12 protein-coding genes and 1 riboswitch are annotated in these 15,810 nt (G+C 61.6%); of the genes, 4 read left to right on the plus strand and 8 right to left on the minus strand.

Translation table 11 applies throughout. The features are described from left to right. Positions 1-25 precede the first annotated feature (25 nt). Positions 26-2,263 carry a TonB-dependent receptor gene (locus ACYPXD_RS28645; RefSeq protein WP_459719499.1) on the minus strand — a complete coding sequence of 746 codons (2,238 nt, stop codon included), beginning with the start codon at positions 2,261-2,263 and terminating at the stop codon, positions 26-28. Between the two features lie 348 nt (positions 2,264-2,611). Then, a riboswitch (cobalamin riboswitch) is annotated at positions 2,612-2,778 on the minus strand. Between the two features lie 169 nt (positions 2,779-2,947). Between ACYPXD_RS28645 and ACYPXD_RS28650 the strand changes: the two genes are divergently transcribed. Then, entirely contained in the window at positions 2,948-3,943 is a 996-nt protein-coding gene (locus ACYPXD_RS28650; protein WP_459719503.1) for a CobW family GTP-binding protein, read from the plus strand. A gap of 243 nt (positions 3,944-4,186) precedes the next feature. Here the strand turns inward: ACYPXD_RS28650 and ACYPXD_RS28655 are convergent, their stop codons facing one another. The 4 genes from ACYPXD_RS28655 to ACYPXD_RS28670 all read right to left on the minus strand — a co-directional run bounded on the left by ACYPXD_RS28655 (position 4,187) and on the right by ACYPXD_RS28670 (position 8,877). Then, a complete protein-coding gene (locus ACYPXD_RS28655) occupies positions 4,187-4,816 on the minus strand; it encodes a glutathione S-transferase family protein (protein WP_459719507.1) in 630 nt (209 codons plus the stop codon). Positions 4,817-5,019: 203 nt separating this feature from the next. Next, positions 5,020-5,253, minus strand: coding sequence for a hypothetical protein (locus tag ACYPXD_RS28660; protein ID WP_459719510.1), 234 nt, complete (start codon positions 5,251-5,253; stop codon positions 5,020-5,022). A 304-nt stretch (positions 5,254-5,557) separates the two neighbouring features. Beyond that, on the minus strand, positions 5,558-7,000 hold the full coding sequence (locus ACYPXD_RS28665) for a cytochrome-c peroxidase (protein WP_459719712.1): 1,443 nt from the start codon (positions 6,998-7,000) through the stop codon (positions 5,558-5,560). Positions 7,001-7,149: 149 nt separating this feature from the next. Further along, positions 7,150-8,877 (minus strand): phospholipase C, encoded by a 1,728-nt coding sequence (locus ACYPXD_RS28670; protein WP_459719513.1) that lies wholly within the window; start codon positions 8,875-8,877, stop codon positions 7,150-7,152. A 579-nt stretch (positions 8,878-9,456) separates the two neighbouring features. Between ACYPXD_RS28670 and ACYPXD_RS28675 the strand changes: the two genes are divergently transcribed. Beyond that, positions 9,457-10,635 carry an SGNH/GDSL hydrolase family protein gene (locus tag ACYPXD_RS28675; protein WP_459719715.1) on the plus strand — a complete coding sequence of 393 codons (1,179 nt, stop codon included), beginning with the start codon at positions 9,457-9,459 and terminating at the stop codon, positions 10,633-10,635. Between the two features lie 56 nt (positions 10,636-10,691). On the opposite strand, the gene ACYPXD_RS28680 is transcribed toward ACYPXD_RS28675, so the two are convergent. Together ACYPXD_RS28680 and ACYPXD_RS28685 are read right to left on the minus strand one after the other, a co-directional pair. Continuing rightward, positions 10,692-12,035 (minus strand): hemolysin family protein, encoded by a 1,344-nt coding sequence (locus ACYPXD_RS28680; protein ID WP_459719516.1) that lies wholly within the window; start codon positions 12,033-12,035, stop codon positions 10,692-10,694. A 180-nt stretch (positions 12,036-12,215) separates the two neighbouring features. Beyond that, entirely contained in the window at positions 12,216-13,022 is an 807-nt protein-coding gene (locus ACYPXD_RS28685) for a sensor histidine kinase (RefSeq protein ID WP_459719519.1), read from the minus strand. A gap of 181 nt (positions 13,023-13,203) precedes the next feature. Here ACYPXD_RS28685 and ACYPXD_RS28690 point away from each other — a divergent pair, with 181 nt between their 5' ends. Both ACYPXD_RS28690 and ACYPXD_RS28695 read left to right on the plus strand, forming a co-directional pair. Then, positions 13,204-13,545: an FKBP-type peptidyl-prolyl cis-trans isomerase gene (locus ACYPXD_RS28690; RefSeq protein ID WP_459719523.1), complete on the plus strand. Its 342-nt coding sequence runs from the start codon at positions 13,204-13,206 to the stop codon at positions 13,543-13,545. A gap of 68 nt (positions 13,546-13,613) precedes the next feature. Next, positions 13,614-14,435, plus strand: a complete 822-nt coding sequence (locus tag ACYPXD_RS28695) for a helix-turn-helix domain-containing protein (protein ID WP_459719526.1) — start codon at positions 13,614-13,616, stop codon at positions 14,433-14,435. Between the two features lie 174 nt (positions 14,436-14,609). Here the strand turns inward: ACYPXD_RS28695 and ACYPXD_RS28700 are convergent, their stop codons facing one another. Further along, the gene (locus tag ACYPXD_RS28700; protein WP_459719529.1) at positions 14,610-15,803 is read right to left on the minus strand and encodes an O-succinylhomoserine sulfhydrylase; all 1,194 of its coding nucleotides are present in this window, start codon (positions 15,801-15,803) and stop codon (positions 14,610-14,612) included. Positions 15,804-15,810 lie beyond the last annotated feature (7 nt).

Below are 15,810 nucleotides of genomic sequence, written 5' to 3' on the forward strand. Positions count from 1 at the left end.
CAGGCGGCCTCCCGAATGATCCGGTTCAGAAATTGATCGTCGCGGTCACCCAGCCCGAACGCGGTGCGCCGAGCAGCCATTCGGTGCCGTCGTTCTGCGTCGAGACTGCGTAGACACGATTGGTCAGGTTGCGCAGGTACAGCGCGAGCGTCAGGTTGCGCGTTGCGCGCCACGACGCGGACGCGTCGACCAGCGTGTAGGACGGAATCGGCACCGTGTTCGCGTTGTCGCCGAAACGCCTGCCGACATACTGCACACCGGCGCCCGCTTTCCACCCGGGCGCGAATGCCCAGTTGAGCCACACGTTCGCGGTTTGCTCGGGAATATCGAACGGCACGTTTCCTGCGCGCGATACGCTCTGTCCGTTCTGTTCCTCGTCGAAGTCGTCGAACCGTGCACGCAGCAGCGCGGCGTTCGCGTCGATCGACCAGCCGCCGCCCAGTTGCAACGCGCCCGACCACTCCACGCCGCGTGACGACTGTTTGCCGACCTGTTCGCTGATGTCGGGATTGGCGGGATCGGTGCTCAGCAGGTCGCGCTTGACGATCTGATAGAACGCGAGCGTCCACGACGCGCGGCCATCGAGCAACTGCTGCTTGATACCCGCTTCCCACTGCTGCCCGGTCGAGAGCGTGAACGCACTATTCGACTGCGATAGCGTGATGAGCGAACCGACACCGTCGGTGCCGGTCGTGTATTGCGCGTACACCGACAGGTTCGGCGTGAGCGAAAACACGAGCCCGGTGCGCCAGCCGGTATGCGCAAACGTCTTGTCGAACGACGACGCCGTGGTAGTCGCGGTCGCGAACGTGTCGCGATGGAAATCGATGTGGTCATAGCGCAGCCCGCCTATCCACGCGAGCCGGTCGGTCAGTTCGAGTCGGTCTTCGGCGAACAGCGACGCCTGATGCGTGATCGTGCGGAATGCGGGCACAGTCGGATCGGCGCTCATGAACACGCCCGGATCGAAGTTGAAGGCGGGCACGATCGACGAACCGTCGAACGGCGAGTTGCTCGTGTCAAGAAACGAGATCACGTTGAAGTCCGCACCGACCACCACGCGGTTCTGATGGCCCCACAGGCGGCCGTCGAACGTCGCGTCGAGCGTATCGCCAACCTGCTTCTCATGATGCAGGATCTCGATATAGTCGCTGCGCTGCACATTGCCGTCCGGCAGCAGCGAATAGCTCTCGCTGTCGTGCCAGTGACGGTTGGTCAACAGGTAATAAAGCTGGTTATGCAGGGTGATGCCGGGCGCGGCGCGCCATGTCGTATTCAGGCGCGTCCACTGGTCGTAGTACGAGATGGCCGCATCGGCTACGTTGTAGTTCTGGAAGCGCAGCGCGGGATTCAGTTGCCCATTGACGACCGGCACGCCGAAATAGCGCGCGGGCTCCTGTCGGCCATAGTCGTAGTCGAGCGAAAACGACAGATCAGGGTTGACGTCGAGGCGCAGCGAGCCGCCCACCGCCGTCGTGTGCGAATTGCCGCGCGGCACCCAGCCGTTCGACCGGTCGTCGCTGACGTAGAAGCGGTACGACAGCATCGGGCCCAGCGCGCCCGTCGTATCGAGCGCGGCGCGCTTTTCGCCGTAAGACCCGGCGCCGAGCTGGATGGTCGTCGCATAGTCGCGTTGCGGCGCCTTCGGCACGACGTTGATCACGCCGCCGATGCCGCCCTCGCCGTACAGCACCGAGGCCGGCCCGCGCAGCACCTCGATGCGATCGACGGACCATGTATCGAACGGAAAGGTCACGGTACCGGCGCCGGGGAACATGCGCACGCCGTCGTATAGCGTCGTGATCGATTCAGGTCCGCTAAAGCCGCGCACCGATACTGAGGTTCCCCCATTGCCCGGCGCGGCGTCGGACGCGAAGCCGGTCGCCCGGGTCACCGCCTGCGTGACGGTCGTGTCGCCTTTTTCCTCGATCTGTCCGCTGCCGATCGACTCCACGCTGGCCGGTGTATCGAGGCTCGACAGTCCCAGCCGGCTGCCCGTGCTGATCGGCGTGCTGAGGTTCTCCGCGGTGGCGTCATTGCGCGTCGTGCCCTCGACACGCACTGCAGGCAAGGTTCGATTGCTGGTGTCCGCTTTCGTGTCCGTGATCGCCGGCTCGTCGCTTTGCGGGTCGGTGGCCACGCTGCCATCTGCCGATGCCGGCAGCGCGTGAAGCAGCCATGCGCATGCAAGCGCGCCCCCATACAGGCGACGGCCTCGGACTGCGTAGCGCCTCGGGGCCACGAGTGAAATTGAAGTATCCATTCTGCGGTCGTTCTGCTGTTGTCGTTTTCGGTCTCGCGCCGCATAGCGCGTATGTCGTCAGCGCCCGGATGCGGTCGTGGACTGTCACTGTCGTGCGTCGTAGCAAGGACGTACGAAGCTGTTCCAGCCGAATGGAATCGACTCGGTCACGGCAATCCGGGGTCCGGAAATCACGCGAACGCCTGACGGCGTCAGGCGGACGAAGCTCGATGGCCGGCTAGCAAGTCGGCACTAGCGCGTTGCAACAGCACGAATGGAAAGGAAGCGGGCCAGGCGGAGAGGAAATCGGCCGGAAGCAGACGGATTCGGTCATGTCGACATCTCGAGGGGTTTCGCGCCCCAGAAAGAAACAGGGAAGAAAGCAAAGCCCAGGTCTGACTTTCGGTGAGACGAGGTAACGGCAGCCTCGACGACCCGATCACAGTGGCGCGACCGCGCTGGATTCACACCAGCTTCCGGATTTTGCAGCGGCGATTGTACATGCATCGCAGCGTGCTCGACCGGCTGCGTACTGACCTGTGCGGCTTCATCTCGCCGCATGGGAACCGGCAAGAATCGACGCGCACTGGAAATGTTATATTATAACATTCATTCTGTCTTTCTCTTCATGCATACCGTCCCTGTCGCGGTCTGCCCATTGCAGCCTTCCTGTTATCGAACGCTTCTGTTTTACTGGAGAACGCCATGTCCAAGCCGGCCGAGCCGACGCTGATTCCGACCACCATCCTGACCGGCTTCCTTGGAGCGGGAAAGACGACCCTATTGAATCGCATCCTTAGCGAGCGGCACGGCGGCCGCATCGCCGTAATCGAAAATGAATTCGGCGAAACGGGCATCGACAACGAACTGCTGATTCAGGACGGCAACGAGCAGATCGTCGAAATGAACAACGGGTGCATCTGCTGCACCGTGCGCGGCGATCTCGTGCGGATCCTGTCGACGCTCGCGCAACGGCGCGCGGCGGGCGAGCTGAGTTTCGACCGTGTGATTATTGAAACGACGGGGCTGGCGGACCCAGCACCCGTCGCGCAAACCTTTTTCGTCGACGACGCGGTGCAGGACCACTATCTGCTCGATGCGATCGTGACGGTGGTCGACGCGTGCCACGGCGGCAGCCAGCTCGACGAGCACCACGAAGCGCAGGAGCAGGTGGGCTTTGCCGACCGGATCCTCGTGTCGAAGGCCGACCTCGCGGGCGACGAGCAGACCCAGCAGTTGATGCGGCGGTTGCGGCGCATGAACCCGCGCGCGCCGATCAAGCCGGTGCATTTCGGCGAAACTGACCTGTCGGAGTTGCTCGACACCCGGAGCTTCAACCTCAATGCGATCATCGAAATCGAACCGGATTTTCTCGACGATGTGTCGCATGAGCATGACGATGACGTGACGTCATTCGTCTACCGCAATACCAGGCCGTTCGATCGCGACAAGCTCGAGGACTTCTTCAGCGCGGTGGTGAGCCTTTATGGCGCGTCGATGCTGCGATACAAGGGCGTATTGCACATTGCCGGCGTGGAGCGGCGCACCGTGTTCCAGGGGGTGCATATGATCTTCGGCTCCGATCTCGGCAAGCGCTGGATGGCAAGCGAAACACCAGAAACAAAGATCGTGTTCATCGGCAGGCAACTGCCCGCCGATGTCTTCAAGGCAGGGCTTGATAACTGTGTGCTGGCGACATGAAGCCTCGGAGTCGAGGACTGCTGTTTGCAGACCTCGTCCCGTATGGGCAAGTTGCCGCGCGGTGTCGTATCGACGGATCGATTCTCCCGACGCCGCATGACCGCTGTCGATTGTCCTTCAGACATTGACGGCGGCGTCGCCAATGTCTCGTGATGGCCGGTCAGTGCCTCATGCGACAGCATGGATTGCCGGCTGCGATCGGCAAGAGTGGCCCCTCTACGTCAAGCTGTCGCAGTCCTCTGATCAAGGGGCGGTAGCCCGGAAGCTTTCAAGGGCGGTGACGCGTTCCCACCATTCGCCGACGCCTTTCAGAGCCAGGATTTCATCGCGATGCGGCGTAAGCGCCACGTAGGTCATGATGGGCGCCAGGTAGAGATCGGCGATGCTCAACACGCTACCCGCGAGATACGGTGAATCGCCTTTGATACGCATGAGCTCGTTCAGGACAAGGCGACTCTTTTCCAGCGCGGCTTTCAGTGCATCGTCGTTCTGGCCGCCGATGAAATCCGGGAACAGGTAGTATCCGGCGACGCTCACCAGCGCACTGTAGCCATAGGAGTCGACGATACTGGTCACCATGTCCATGCGCGCGCGATCTTTCGGCGTCGCGGGGGTGAGCGACGGGCCGGGCAACACGGTGTCGAGATAGCGCATGATCGCGGTCGTCTCGATGATCCGGAAGCCGTCCACGTCGACGACGGGGACCTTGCCGAACGGATGGCGGGCCCGATGCTCGTCTTCCCGCGGCTCACCCTTCAATACGTCGACCGGAACCTGGTCGTAGTCCGTCAATCGCTTCTCGACGAGCAGCATCCGCACGGTCCGGACATAGGTGGATCCGTTGAACCCCCAAAGCTTGATTTTGATGGTCATCCCGTTTTCCCAGTTGGATTGCCACTCGACGAGAGTGGCGATGGTGAAAGAAGCACCGGATTCGCGCGCGTTTTCTGTTCGGTCAATGCGCGCTTGTGGTCGACACCTTAACGATTGTCAGACAAACCACAGGTCGTTGCGGGCCGGCTCGATGGTACACGGTTCGCGAGATAGACCGCGCCCGGAAGGGCTTCTTCGGAGGCTCACATGCCGGTGGCACGCGTGCCGGACTTGTCGACCGATGCGGCGACGCTCCAGGGCTTGGCGTGCTTCACGGTTACTTCGACATCGCTTTGGCCTGGCGCATCGATCGGCATCATCCGCATGTCGGCGCCCAGATTGCTCACGCACTTCATCTGGTCAAGCGCCCTGTTAGAGGTCGCGCATTCGCGCAGGTTGAGCAGGTCACCGTCGCGCGCCGGAATGCCGTTTTCCATGTGCCGCGCGTGAACTCATCGCCGCCCCACGCAAGTCGCATGCGGCCTGGAGCTTCGCACGATCGCGGTCGACAAGACACGACCACCGCGGTCACTCGCCGCTTTGGCGACAACGTCGGTTGCCGTCGTGCAAGCGTCCTGTTCATCTGTACGCTAACGGGACGGCAAAGGCGACCGCGGTGAAGCTTTAATTGGGTGGCGAGGAGCAGGAAGCTTCAGGCAACGCCATCCTTGCAGGAGAACGTACGGTCACCATGACCTGCGGGCATCTGCCGCCTGCAGGTCATTTCACGTCGAACTGACATCAGGGACGGTAACCGTCAGACAAAGTGTTCATAAACGCAATAATGTCCTGAATGTCTCGGTCCGTCATCGCCGGTTTGTCACCCGGCTTTCGGTCGAATGGCGCATCCTGGAAGTCGACGTTCTTTTGGTATTGAGACGGCATGTCATTGAACTGCGCGACCTTGCCGGCTGCATCGCGCGGATAGATTTTGTCCGGGCTCGTGTTACGCAGGTTGTAGAAATCCATCACCTGCTTCAGGTCGTGATAGACGCCGTTATGAAAGAACACATGCCGCGTTGCGACGTTACGCAGAGTCGGCGTCAGGAACATGCCGCAATATTGCGTCTGGTCTTTCACGTCCGTTCGAAATGGACCGCAGACGCCGAGGTCGTAGAACGTCGGATCCTTGTTTACCGCTAGCGACGCGTTTCGCGGTACACCAAGCGCTTCATACTGCTGGTCAGTGAAAAGCGGCGGTAAGCCATCCTTTGTGGGCCTGCTCAAGTGACAACCGGCGCAATTCGCCTTGTCCGGGTCGTTGAAGAGATGCAGCCCGCGCAGTTCAGCCTGCGTAAGCCGGGCCTTGCCTTGCAGCCAGTAGTCGTACTTGCTGGTGAATTGATGGAATGAGCTATCTTCGATCTGATAGCGGCCAACCGCAAACATCGCCTCAAAAACCAGCATTTGAGGATTGCTGACTACGTTGTCACCAAAGAGCTGCTTGAACGCGCCAATGTAAGGCGTCTTTGCGAGCTTGTTTGCGACGTCTTGAACGCTGCCGTTCGCCATTTCAACCGGGTTGAGCATTGGACCGAGCGCCTGCCGCTGGAGTGAATCAGCTCGACCATCCCAGAACAATCCGCCTTGCGGGACCAACGCCGGTGCGGCCGGTGCGACGCCGGCATTCTTCTGGGCGCGCTGCACACCCGCAGCCGATGCGGCGCTATCCGCGAGATTGGCAGGGTTGTCGTCATCTCCCGCGTCAGGGCCGATGCTAAAAGGAGCCTGCCTGTAGAGATAGGTGAGCGATGGCGGTGGGCGATAACCGGCCTCTGTCATATGAGGCCCGCCAAACTGGACGGACAGATCGTTTGCCGGTCCATATGCATGATCGGGGCTATGGCAGGAAGCACACGATTGGCGCCCTGAAGCGGAAAGACTCTGGTCGAAAAAAATCTGCTTCCCGAGCTGCGCCACGACGCTCAATGGCGCAACGGGCGGCTCCACGAGCTTGACGGGGTGTGCATTTGCCCCCGTCAGATTCGCTACGACGCCTCCAATCGGTTCCGGCATACGCTCCGGATAGATCGCCGCGTAGCCAGCCAATAGCACCAGTGCCATCGCGGCTGCGACAACTGCGCCGATAACGATGCGTCGGGTCGATTTGCCGGACGTGCCTGCCGTGGGCATGCCGCCTGCAGGAAGTCGTGGAGGCTGGACGGTATCAGTTGGGGAGGTCATGGCGTTGACAGAAACAAAGGAGAACAAACTCGAAATCGAGCCAGTGAACGACCTGGCTCGACGTTTCGCACGGGGAAATGCGAGATGTGATTCAAAACATACCTGTGCACCCTCGTTCTCCCGGCTGCATGCCGGGAGAACAGGGCTCATCAGCTCTGCGGAGCAGCCGACAGCTTCGTACCCTGGTTCGGGTCGAGGAACAGCGTGCGCGGCGTCGTCACGTTCTGCGTGAAGTCGAACATGTTCATGATGCTGCCCGTGGTTGCGTCGTTCGAACCTTGACCGATACGCTGGCTGCCGAGCCAGTTGTCTTCGATGAAGCGAACCACCGACGCCTGGGTGATTTGCGTGTCATCGATAAAGTTCGCCTTGGCGAACGGCGAGATCAGGATGAACGGAATGCGAGTGCCCGGACCGCAGCGACCATTGACAGCGCCGCCGTTGATGCCAACGCCTTGCGTCGCGCCCGTCGCATTACACACACCCGGGCCGTTCAGCTGGTCAGCACCGGTGATGTTGCCCAGGCTACCGTTGAGGCCCTCGACCGTCGTGCCATCAAACGAAGACGTTGTGGGCGGCGTAAAGCGGTGATCGAACCAGCCGTCCGAGTCGTCGTAGGTGATGATGACTGCCGTGTTCTTCCAGTCGGGCTGCTGCTGCAGGAAGTTCACGACGTTGACGATAAACGCCTGCTCGTCGAGCGGATCCGAGTTGCCCGGGTGGCCGTCGCCGACTTCTGCCGCCTTGAGGTAGCTGACGGACGGGAAGTTACCCGACGACACAGCGGCGAAGAAGTCGTTGATGTCGTACTGGTGGTGCACCGGCGTCGTGCTGTTGTCCTTCGGGTCGGTAGCACCGACCAGCGCCGTCGAAGTCGGACGCGTGTGTGCCGGGTTCGACGTCGAAGCGTAGTACTGGAACCACGCATGGTGCGGGCTGTAGTCCGTCTTCGAACCACCGAGAATGCTCGAGAATGTCGTGCGGCTGCAACCCGTGGTGCCGTTCGGGTTCGTCGCCGTCAGATCGAAGCCGCCCATGAAGCCGCCCCACGTCAGCCCCTTCGCGTTCAGCAGATCGCCAATGTTCTTCGAGGTCATCTTGACCGTACTCGTGGTCGACGAGCAGGTATCGCCGAACGGATCCGTATCACCGATCAGCGACAGTCCGCCCTGGGTGTCGCTGATGCTCGACGACGTACCGATGCCTGCCACCGCGCCGTTGTTCGTACCCGACACGACCGCAATGGCGCCCGGCGTCGACGGTCCGAACGTGTCGGTGTACATGTTGTCGCTCATGGCGAAGTTCTGCGCGTAGTTCCAGTACGCCGTGACGGTGTTGCCGTCGTAGTAGCCCATCACGAGGCCGTTCGTCCCGAAGACGCCCGTGCTGCTGATCGTGTTGTTACCGGTCTCCAGCGGGAAAAGGTCCATCGCGCCGTTGTCTTCGGCGAGCTGTTCCGGCGTGTAGTTGTGGTTCTGACCTTCCGTATTCGCCTGTGTACGGTCAAGTCGGAATGAGTTGACAGCATTAGCACCGTTCTGCGTATTGGCCTTCGTCGGGCTGGTGCCTTGAAGCAGTGCTGCCGTCAGGCCGATCGGCGTCGGCGTACCGGCCGCCTTCGTGAACGCGGGCTCGCCGGCCGGATTCGTTGCATTCGGATAAGTCCCGAAGTAATGATCGAACGAGCGGTTTTCCTGGAAGATCACCACGAGGTGCTTGATCGGCGTTGCAGTCTGAGCCGCATCCTGCGGTGACACTGAGGCTGCAGGGGCCGCAGGGGTGCTCGGCGCGGACGACGAATTGTTGTCGTCACCGCACGCGGTCAACGCAAATAGCGCGGCCGCTAGCGAGATTGGTAGCAAGGCTTTTTGAAACATTTTTGACGGGCTCCAGATTCGCTGTTCAGCGCTCCGACCTCGATTGCCTGCGCAATCGATCACGTGTGGATGCTGGGGGGTTTTGTTAGTAGTACCGCTAGCGAGCGTCTAACTCGAAGCACCGGCATTGGAACATCGCCATATGACTTTACGGAGAACCATTCCTTTCTTAAATATTACTTACATATTCCTTTAGATTTCTTTCTATTTAATGATAAAAGGCATCCCCGCGCGCTTTGACTCGAACAGGGGTACCGTCCCGTCCTTCGAGGCGGGAGCCGCGCCTTGTGGATAGCTACCAGGAGGCCACGCGGATCTTGTCGCAGGCATCGTTCGACATACTCATTCTGGATTCCAATATATCGAGCACATCGGCGACGCTAATATTGAAAGGACTACGATCTTCGGTGCACACAAGGCACATGCCTGTTATCGTCGTCGCGTCAGACGACTATGAAATCGAACACCTGCCAATGTTCGATGCAGGCGCGGACGATGTTATCGGTATCCCCCTACCGTCCTGTCGGACTGGCAGGTACATCGTCGCAGCCGGGTAAGATTCCATGACTCAATCATGTGATGATCGACCAGCACACCTTGATGACTACGCACATTAGCCGCGAGTTCTTCCGTGGCGCCCTTGAACTCGAGCAAACCGGACGGGGGGTGATGCCGCACCGCCTGCCTGCTCGAGCACGCGCTCAATGCACGGACCCGCAGTTGGCGATGGCTGAGGCGCAGCCCTCAGGAGTACGACTGGTGTTTCGCACCCGGGCGACGGACATCGAGATCGATGTCCTGCCGACACGGTACGCATATGCGGGTGTCCCGCCGCGGCCACCGGGTGTATATGACCTGCTGGTCGACGGACGCCTTGTCCGTCAAATCAGTGCGCCCGGTGGCGACACCGTGACGATCGACATGGTCAGCGGCACTGTTTCGAAGCAGTCTGGGTCTCCCGCCACCCTACGGTTCAGTGGTCTGTTCAGCCACGACAAGAAAGTCGAAATCTGGCTGCCGCACAACGAAATCACGGAGCTTGTCGCGCTGCGCGCTAACGCCCGCGTCGAGCCCATTTCCGACGAGGGTCGAAAAGTCTGGCTGCATCACGGCAGCTCCATCAGCCACGGCTCCAACGGAGATAGCCCGACTTCGATCTGGCCCGCGCTTGCCGCTTCCTTCGGCGACGTGGAACTGATCAACCTGGGGTTCGGCGGCAGCGCGTTACTCGACCCCTTCACCGCCCGAACGATGCGCGACACGCCCGCCGACGTGATCAGCCTTAAGATCGGCATCAATCTCGTCAATACGGATCTGATGCGGTTGCGCGCCTTTACGCCAGCGGTTCACGGTTTTCTCGACACCATCCGGGAAGGCCACCCGCGCGCGCCGCTGCTAGTCATCTCGCCGCTCTATTGCCCGATACACGAGGTTACGCCGGGTCCTGGAGCGTTCGATATGAATGCGCTGGCCGCAGGGAAGGTTTCGTTCCGGGCCACAGGTGACCCGGCCGAATGCAAAGCCGGAAAGCTGACGCTGACCATCATCCGGGATGAGTTGCGACGCGTCGTGCAGCAGCGGGCGGCGAACGACCCCCATCTGCGCTATCTCGACGGACTTGAACTCTACGGTCAAGCGGATTTCGCCGATCTGCCTCTGCCCGATCAACTGCACCCGGATGGGCGAGCGCACCGCCGAATTGGCGAACGGTTCGCCAAGCTCGCATTTGGCGCCGGAGGCCTTCTCTCTCTTGAGTGATCGACACGTTGAGAACGTGCTCAAACTTGCTCAGCTTCACCTGAGCACCACCCGCCCTAACCGCCCTCGTCGTCGAACACTTTCGGGTAGACACGCACGAGCACGATGCGCGGTCCCGTCATCTTCTTCACGACGATATCGAAGCGGTCGAATTCCACACGCTGCCCTTCGGCCGGCAGATCGCGCAGCGCCTGAATGACGAGGCCGCCAACCGACTCCGCGCGTCCTTCATCGATATCGATACCGAGCGCGCGCTCGAGCGATACCACGGGCAGGCTGCCCTTGCCCATCAGCGTGCCGTCGTCGAGACGTGTCCAGTCCTGATCGCCCTGACGAAACTCGTCGTGAATCTGGCCGACGAGCGCGCCGAGCAGATTGTCGAGCGTCAGAAAGCCCATCGGCTTTTCATGCTTGTGACCGACGAGCGCAAGATGCGGCGCGCCCTTGCGAAAGCGGCGAAACAGTTCGAGCGCCGGCATGTCGGACTTCACGTATTGCACGGGACGTACGTATTTCGACAAGTCGTCGAGCGAACTGCCCGCATGCCGCGCGAGCAACAGGTCCTTCAAATGAATCGTGCCGGCGACACGTTCGCCCGATGCGTCTTCGAACAGCGGATAGCGGCTGAAACGATGGCGCGCGACGATCTGCATGTTGTCGCGCCACGGCAGATCGCGGCGCAAGCTCACCAGTTCGTGCGCGGGACGCATCAGGTCGGAGACGGTCATGCGCGAGAAATCGAGCGAATGCGCGATCGTGTTCCATTCGTCGGGGCTATACGTGCGGCCCGGCAGTTCGATTTCATCGGCCACGCTGGTGCGGCGTGCGCGCAGAATCAGCTTCAGCTCTTCGTTCGAATAATGCGTGTCGCCGCCGTGATCGGCCGACAATCCCGCGATGCGCAGCACGGCGTTCGCGCTCGTGTTGAGCAGCCAGATTGCCGGGTACATCGCCCAATAGAACGCGTACAACGGCAGCGCGACCCACAACGAAACCTTCTCCGCCTGGCGGATCGCCAGCGACTTCGGCGCAAGCTCGCCGACCACGATATGCAGAAACGAAATGCACGAGAACGCGAAGAACAGCGAGATGCCGTGTATCAACTGCGCCGACTCGACGCCAAGCACGCTGAAGACCGGCGTCAACAGATCCGCGAAGGCCGGTTCGCCGATCCAGCCGAGGCCGAGCGATGCGAGTGTGATGCCGAGCTGACAAGCCGACAGATACGCATCGAGCCGCTGATGAACGGCGGCGAGCAGCTTGCCGCGTACGCCGTGTTTTTGCGCGAGCGTCTGCACGCGCGTCTGACGCAACTTCACGAGGCCGAACTCGGCCGCAACGAAAAAGCCGTTGAGTGCGACGAGCAGCAACGCACCAATTAGGGCGACGACCTGGATCAAGGCGACGGGCTCCGGCAACAAAACCGTCAGTATAGAGGGTGAACGGCCGGCAAAATCCGTGTGTGCTGCGAAGCGGTTATCGGATCACGTGATGCGGGGATAAGCGCGATGTGAGGCGATGCGTGACGCAGCGCCATAGCATCGCGCAGTCGACGTCGGAATGACGCGCTCGCGCGCGGTTCAACCCGCGTTCAGCGGCACACGCAGCGACAGCTTCGCTTGCTGCCCCTGCGCGAACTCGCCTTGTTCGAACACGCCTTCATGCGCCTCGGCGACGCGCTTGCACAGCGCAAGCACCCACGCAATGCGCCCCGCCTCGCGCGGTTCGCACGCCTGCCTGCGCGCGAAGGTTTCGAGCAGATGCGGTAGCGCCGCATCTTCCAGCGCATCGGGCGCCGCGACGTATGTTGCGGTCGCATGCCACATCGAGGTGTCCGCGTGCGTTTCGAGTGTGATGATCGACTCCGGGGCGCTCGCTTCGGTTGCGAAAGTCAGCATGAGCCAGAGCGCCGCGGCAAGACGCTCGCGGTCGCCATCGAGTTGTTCGGCGGCCAGCGGTGTTTCGAGCATGAGCTTCACGCCGCGCGGTTGCGCGAGCATCGCGCGCACGTCCATCACGGTGGTATCCACGAGCGGACGCAATTCGATCCGTTCGCGATTGAGTACCAGCGACTTGGTCTCGGCGCGTGTGGTGTCGACAATCGATTCGAGCAATTGCACCTGCTGCTCGACGCCGCTGCGGATGCCCGCCAGCGCGCGCTGCGCGGTCGCATCGGCGCCGTCAACCTTGCGCTCGAGCACATAGGCCCAGCTATGGATGGCGTTGAGCGGGCTGCGCAGATCATGAGAAACGAGCGACAGCACGTGGTCGCGCATGAAAAGCGCGGTCTGCGCACATAAACGGGCGACACGTTCCGACGCCGCGGCGCCGGGCACGCCCGGTTCATGACTGCTGTTCGCTGGGAAGGGCGTGGTCACAGTCGACATCCTCGTATCAGTTCGTGATTCGCGGTTTGATTCGCGAGTTTGATTTGCGGGTTTGATTGAATAACCAGCCAACATTATAGGCAAGCCCATTGCGCGAAAACGCGCGACACGGGGGTGATTCGCTGTATATACGCAACGCGCCTACAATAACGGTTTCGATTGAACTTCAAGGGAGCAACTTATGCCGACCGTGACCACTGAATCCGGCCTGAAATACGAAGATCTGACCGAAGGCGCCGGCGCCGAAGCGCGCGCGGGCCAAACGGTCAGCGTTCACTACACAGGCTGGCTCACCGACGGCCAGAAGTTCGACTCGAGCAAGGACCGCAACGATCCGTTCGCGTTCGTGCTCGGCGGCGGCATGGTCATCAAGGGTTGGGACGAAGGTGTGCAAGGCATGAAGGTCGGCGGCGTGCGGCGTCTGACCATTCCGCCGCAACTCGGCTACGGTCCGCGCGGCGCGGGCGGCGTGATTCCGCCGAATGCGACGCTCGTGTTCGAAGTCGAACTGCTCGACGTCTAGGCGCTCGCGCCCGGGCAACAACCCGACACCAGGCACCGAGCCGAACGCAAGAGGCGCCCAGTCTATTTATGGCCAGCAGCATCGTCACCGTCGCGCCGCCCAGCGTTTCGTTGCGGCGCTTCAGCGAGACCGAAGCGTCGGACGTGCACGACTTCCATCAGATCGTGCTCGGCCTCGACGGCTCGATGGTGATGGCCGTCGACGGCATCGAGCGGCAGATCGACCGGCGTTCGGTATGGCTCGTGCCGGCGGGTTCGCGTCATGACTATGCGGGTATCGGCGAAAACCGGCAGCTCGTGCTCGATTTACCCGCGGCGTCGCTCGCGGTGCCGGAGCGGCTTTTCGAGCGGGCGCGCACGATGGATGTCGATAGCGGGTTGACCGAGCTTGTTGGGGAGATTGCCGCGGGTGCGATGCGCGGCGTCGGCGGCGACTTCGTGGAAGCGGACAGTAACCCTGCCGTGGTGCGCCGCTTCAACTGGAATGCCGCGACGCGGCTGTGTGCGGCGCTCGTGCAAGGCGCCGGGGGTATAAGCGCTGCGGGCACGTCGGATGCGCAACGTGCCGCCGCAGGCCTCGACTTCGCGCGCATCGACCGCTGGTTGCGTGCGCATCTTTCAGAGCCGCTGCGTATCGCCGATCTCGCCGCGCATTGCGGCTTCGGATTGCGGCGGTTTCATCAGCTTTTCATCGAAGCGTTCGGCGAGACGCCGCATCGCTATCTGCAGCGTTTGCGGCTCGATACGTCGATTGCATTGCTTGCCGATCCGCGCCGAACACTGACCGACGTCGCGCTCGACGTCGGGTTCGGCGATCAAAGCGCGTACACGCATGCGTTTACGCGCCGGTTCGGTCTCGCGCCGGGACAGTGGCGCGCGCTGCGGCACTAGACGCCGGTTCTTCCGGTTATTTACCCGGGCGCCGCCACGGCGCGAACGCGCTCAGGTAACACCCTCAGGTAAGTCCCTCAGGTAAGTCCCTCAGGTAAGTCCCTCAGGTAACGCCCTTCGGTACGCCCTTACCTACGCCCTTCGGTACGCCCTTCGATACACGCCTATGCACATTTACGCGGCGTTCAAGCCGCGCTCGAGATCCGCGCGAACGTCGGTCGCATCTTCAAGCCCCACCGCGAGGCGAATCAGCCCTTCGGTAATGCCTGCCGCCGCGCGTGCTTCCGGCGTAATGCGCGCGTGCGTCGTCGTGGCCGGATGCGTGATCGTCGTGCGCGTATCGCCGAGATTGCCGGTGATCGAGCAGATCTTCGTGCTGTCGATCACGCGCCATGCGTTCGCGCGCTGCGCGTCCGGCGTATCGCCCTTCAGTTCGAACGACAGGATCGCGCCGCCCGACTTCTGTTGACGCTTCGCGATTGCATATTGCGGATGCGATTCGAGGCCCGGATAAAACACGCGCTTCACCGCAGGATGCGTTTCGAGCCAGCGTGCAATCGCAAGCGCATTCGCCGACTGGCGCCCGACGCGCAGCGACAGCGTTTCCATGCCCTTCAGCAGCACCCACGCGTTGAACGCCGAAAGCGTCGGGCCCGCGCTGCGCACGAACGGAAACACCTTCTCCATGATGAATTGCCGCGAGCCGACGAGCGCGCCGCCGAGCACGCGGCCCTGGCCGTCGAGGAACTTCGTGGCCGAATGCATGACCACATCGGCGCCGAGCTTCAACGGCTGCTGCAGTGCGGGACTGCAAAAACAGTTGTCGACCACGAACAGCGCGTTCGCCGCCTTCGCGATCTTGCCGATCGCTTCGATATCGGCGATTTCGGTCAGCGGGTTCGACGGCGTTTCAAGGAAGAACATCTTCGTCTCGGGGCGCACGGCGTTCTTCCATGCGTCGAGGTCGGTCGGATCGACGAAGGTCGTCGTGATGCCGAACTTGCTGAAGATCTGCGAGAACATACCGAGCGTCGAACCGAACAGGCTCTGCGAACTCACGAGGTGATCGCCCGCCTGCATCGCCGACATCACCACCGACAGAATCGCGCTCATGCCCGACGCGGTCGCCATGCACGCTTCGCCGCCTTCGAGCGCCGCGAGCCTGTCCTGGAACATCGTCACGGTCGGGTTCGTGAAGCGCGAATAGGTGTAGAAATCTTCCGAGTTCTTGAAGCGCTCGGCCGCTTCGGCTGCATTCGCAAACACGAAGCTGGAGGTTAGAAACAACGCTTCCGAATGCTCGCCGAAGTCGCTGCGCAGCGTGCCCGAACGGACCGCGAGGGTATCGAAGTTCAAGGTGTCGTCCATAGTCGTT

The sequence above is a fragment of the Paraburkholderia sp. 2C genome, assembly GCF_054589215.1.

What these genes read in the sequence shown, in the direction of transcription:
- ACYPXD_RS28675 (WP_459719715.1), top strand. Translation starts at nt 9,457, where the DNA reads ATGATCGACCAGCACACCTTGATGACTACGCACATTAGCCGCGAGTTC.
- ACYPXD_RS28665 (WP_459719712.1), bottom strand. Translation starts at nt 7,000, where the DNA reads ATGACCTCCCCAACTGATACCGTCCAGCCTCCACGACTTCCTGCAGGC.
- ACYPXD_RS28655 (WP_459719507.1), bottom strand. Translation starts at nt 4,816, where the DNA reads ATGACCATCAAAATCAAGCTTTGGGGGTTCAACGGATCCACCTATGTC.
- ACYPXD_RS28670 (WP_459719513.1), bottom strand. Translation starts at nt 8,877, where the DNA reads ATGTTTCAAAAAGCCTTGCTACCAATCTCGCTAGCGGCCGCGCTATTT.
- ACYPXD_RS28700 (WP_459719529.1), bottom strand. Translation starts at nt 15,803, where the DNA reads ATGGACGACACCTTGAACTTCGATACCCTCGCGGTCCGTTCGGGCACG.
- ACYPXD_RS28685 (WP_459719519.1), bottom strand. Translation starts at nt 13,022, where the DNA reads ATGTCGACTGTGACCACGCCCTTCCCAGCGAACAGCAGTCATGAACCG.
- ACYPXD_RS28645 (WP_459719499.1), bottom strand. Translation starts at nt 2,263, where the DNA reads ATGGATACTTCAATTTCACTCGTGGCCCCGAGGCGCTACGCAGTCCGA.
- ACYPXD_RS28690 (WP_459719523.1), top strand. Translation starts at nt 13,204, where the DNA reads ATGCCGACCGTGACCACTGAATCCGGCCTGAAATACGAAGATCTGACC.
- ACYPXD_RS28695 (WP_459719526.1), top strand. Translation starts at nt 13,614, where the DNA reads ATGGCCAGCAGCATCGTCACCGTCGCGCCGCCCAGCGTTTCGTTGCGG.
- ACYPXD_RS28660 (WP_459719510.1), bottom strand. Translation starts at nt 5,253, where the DNA reads ATGGAAAACGGCATTCCGGCGCGCGACGGTGACCTGCTCAACCTGCGC.
- ACYPXD_RS28650 (WP_459719503.1), top strand. Translation starts at nt 2,948, where the DNA reads ATGTCCAAGCCGGCCGAGCCGACGCTGATTCCGACCACCATCCTGACC.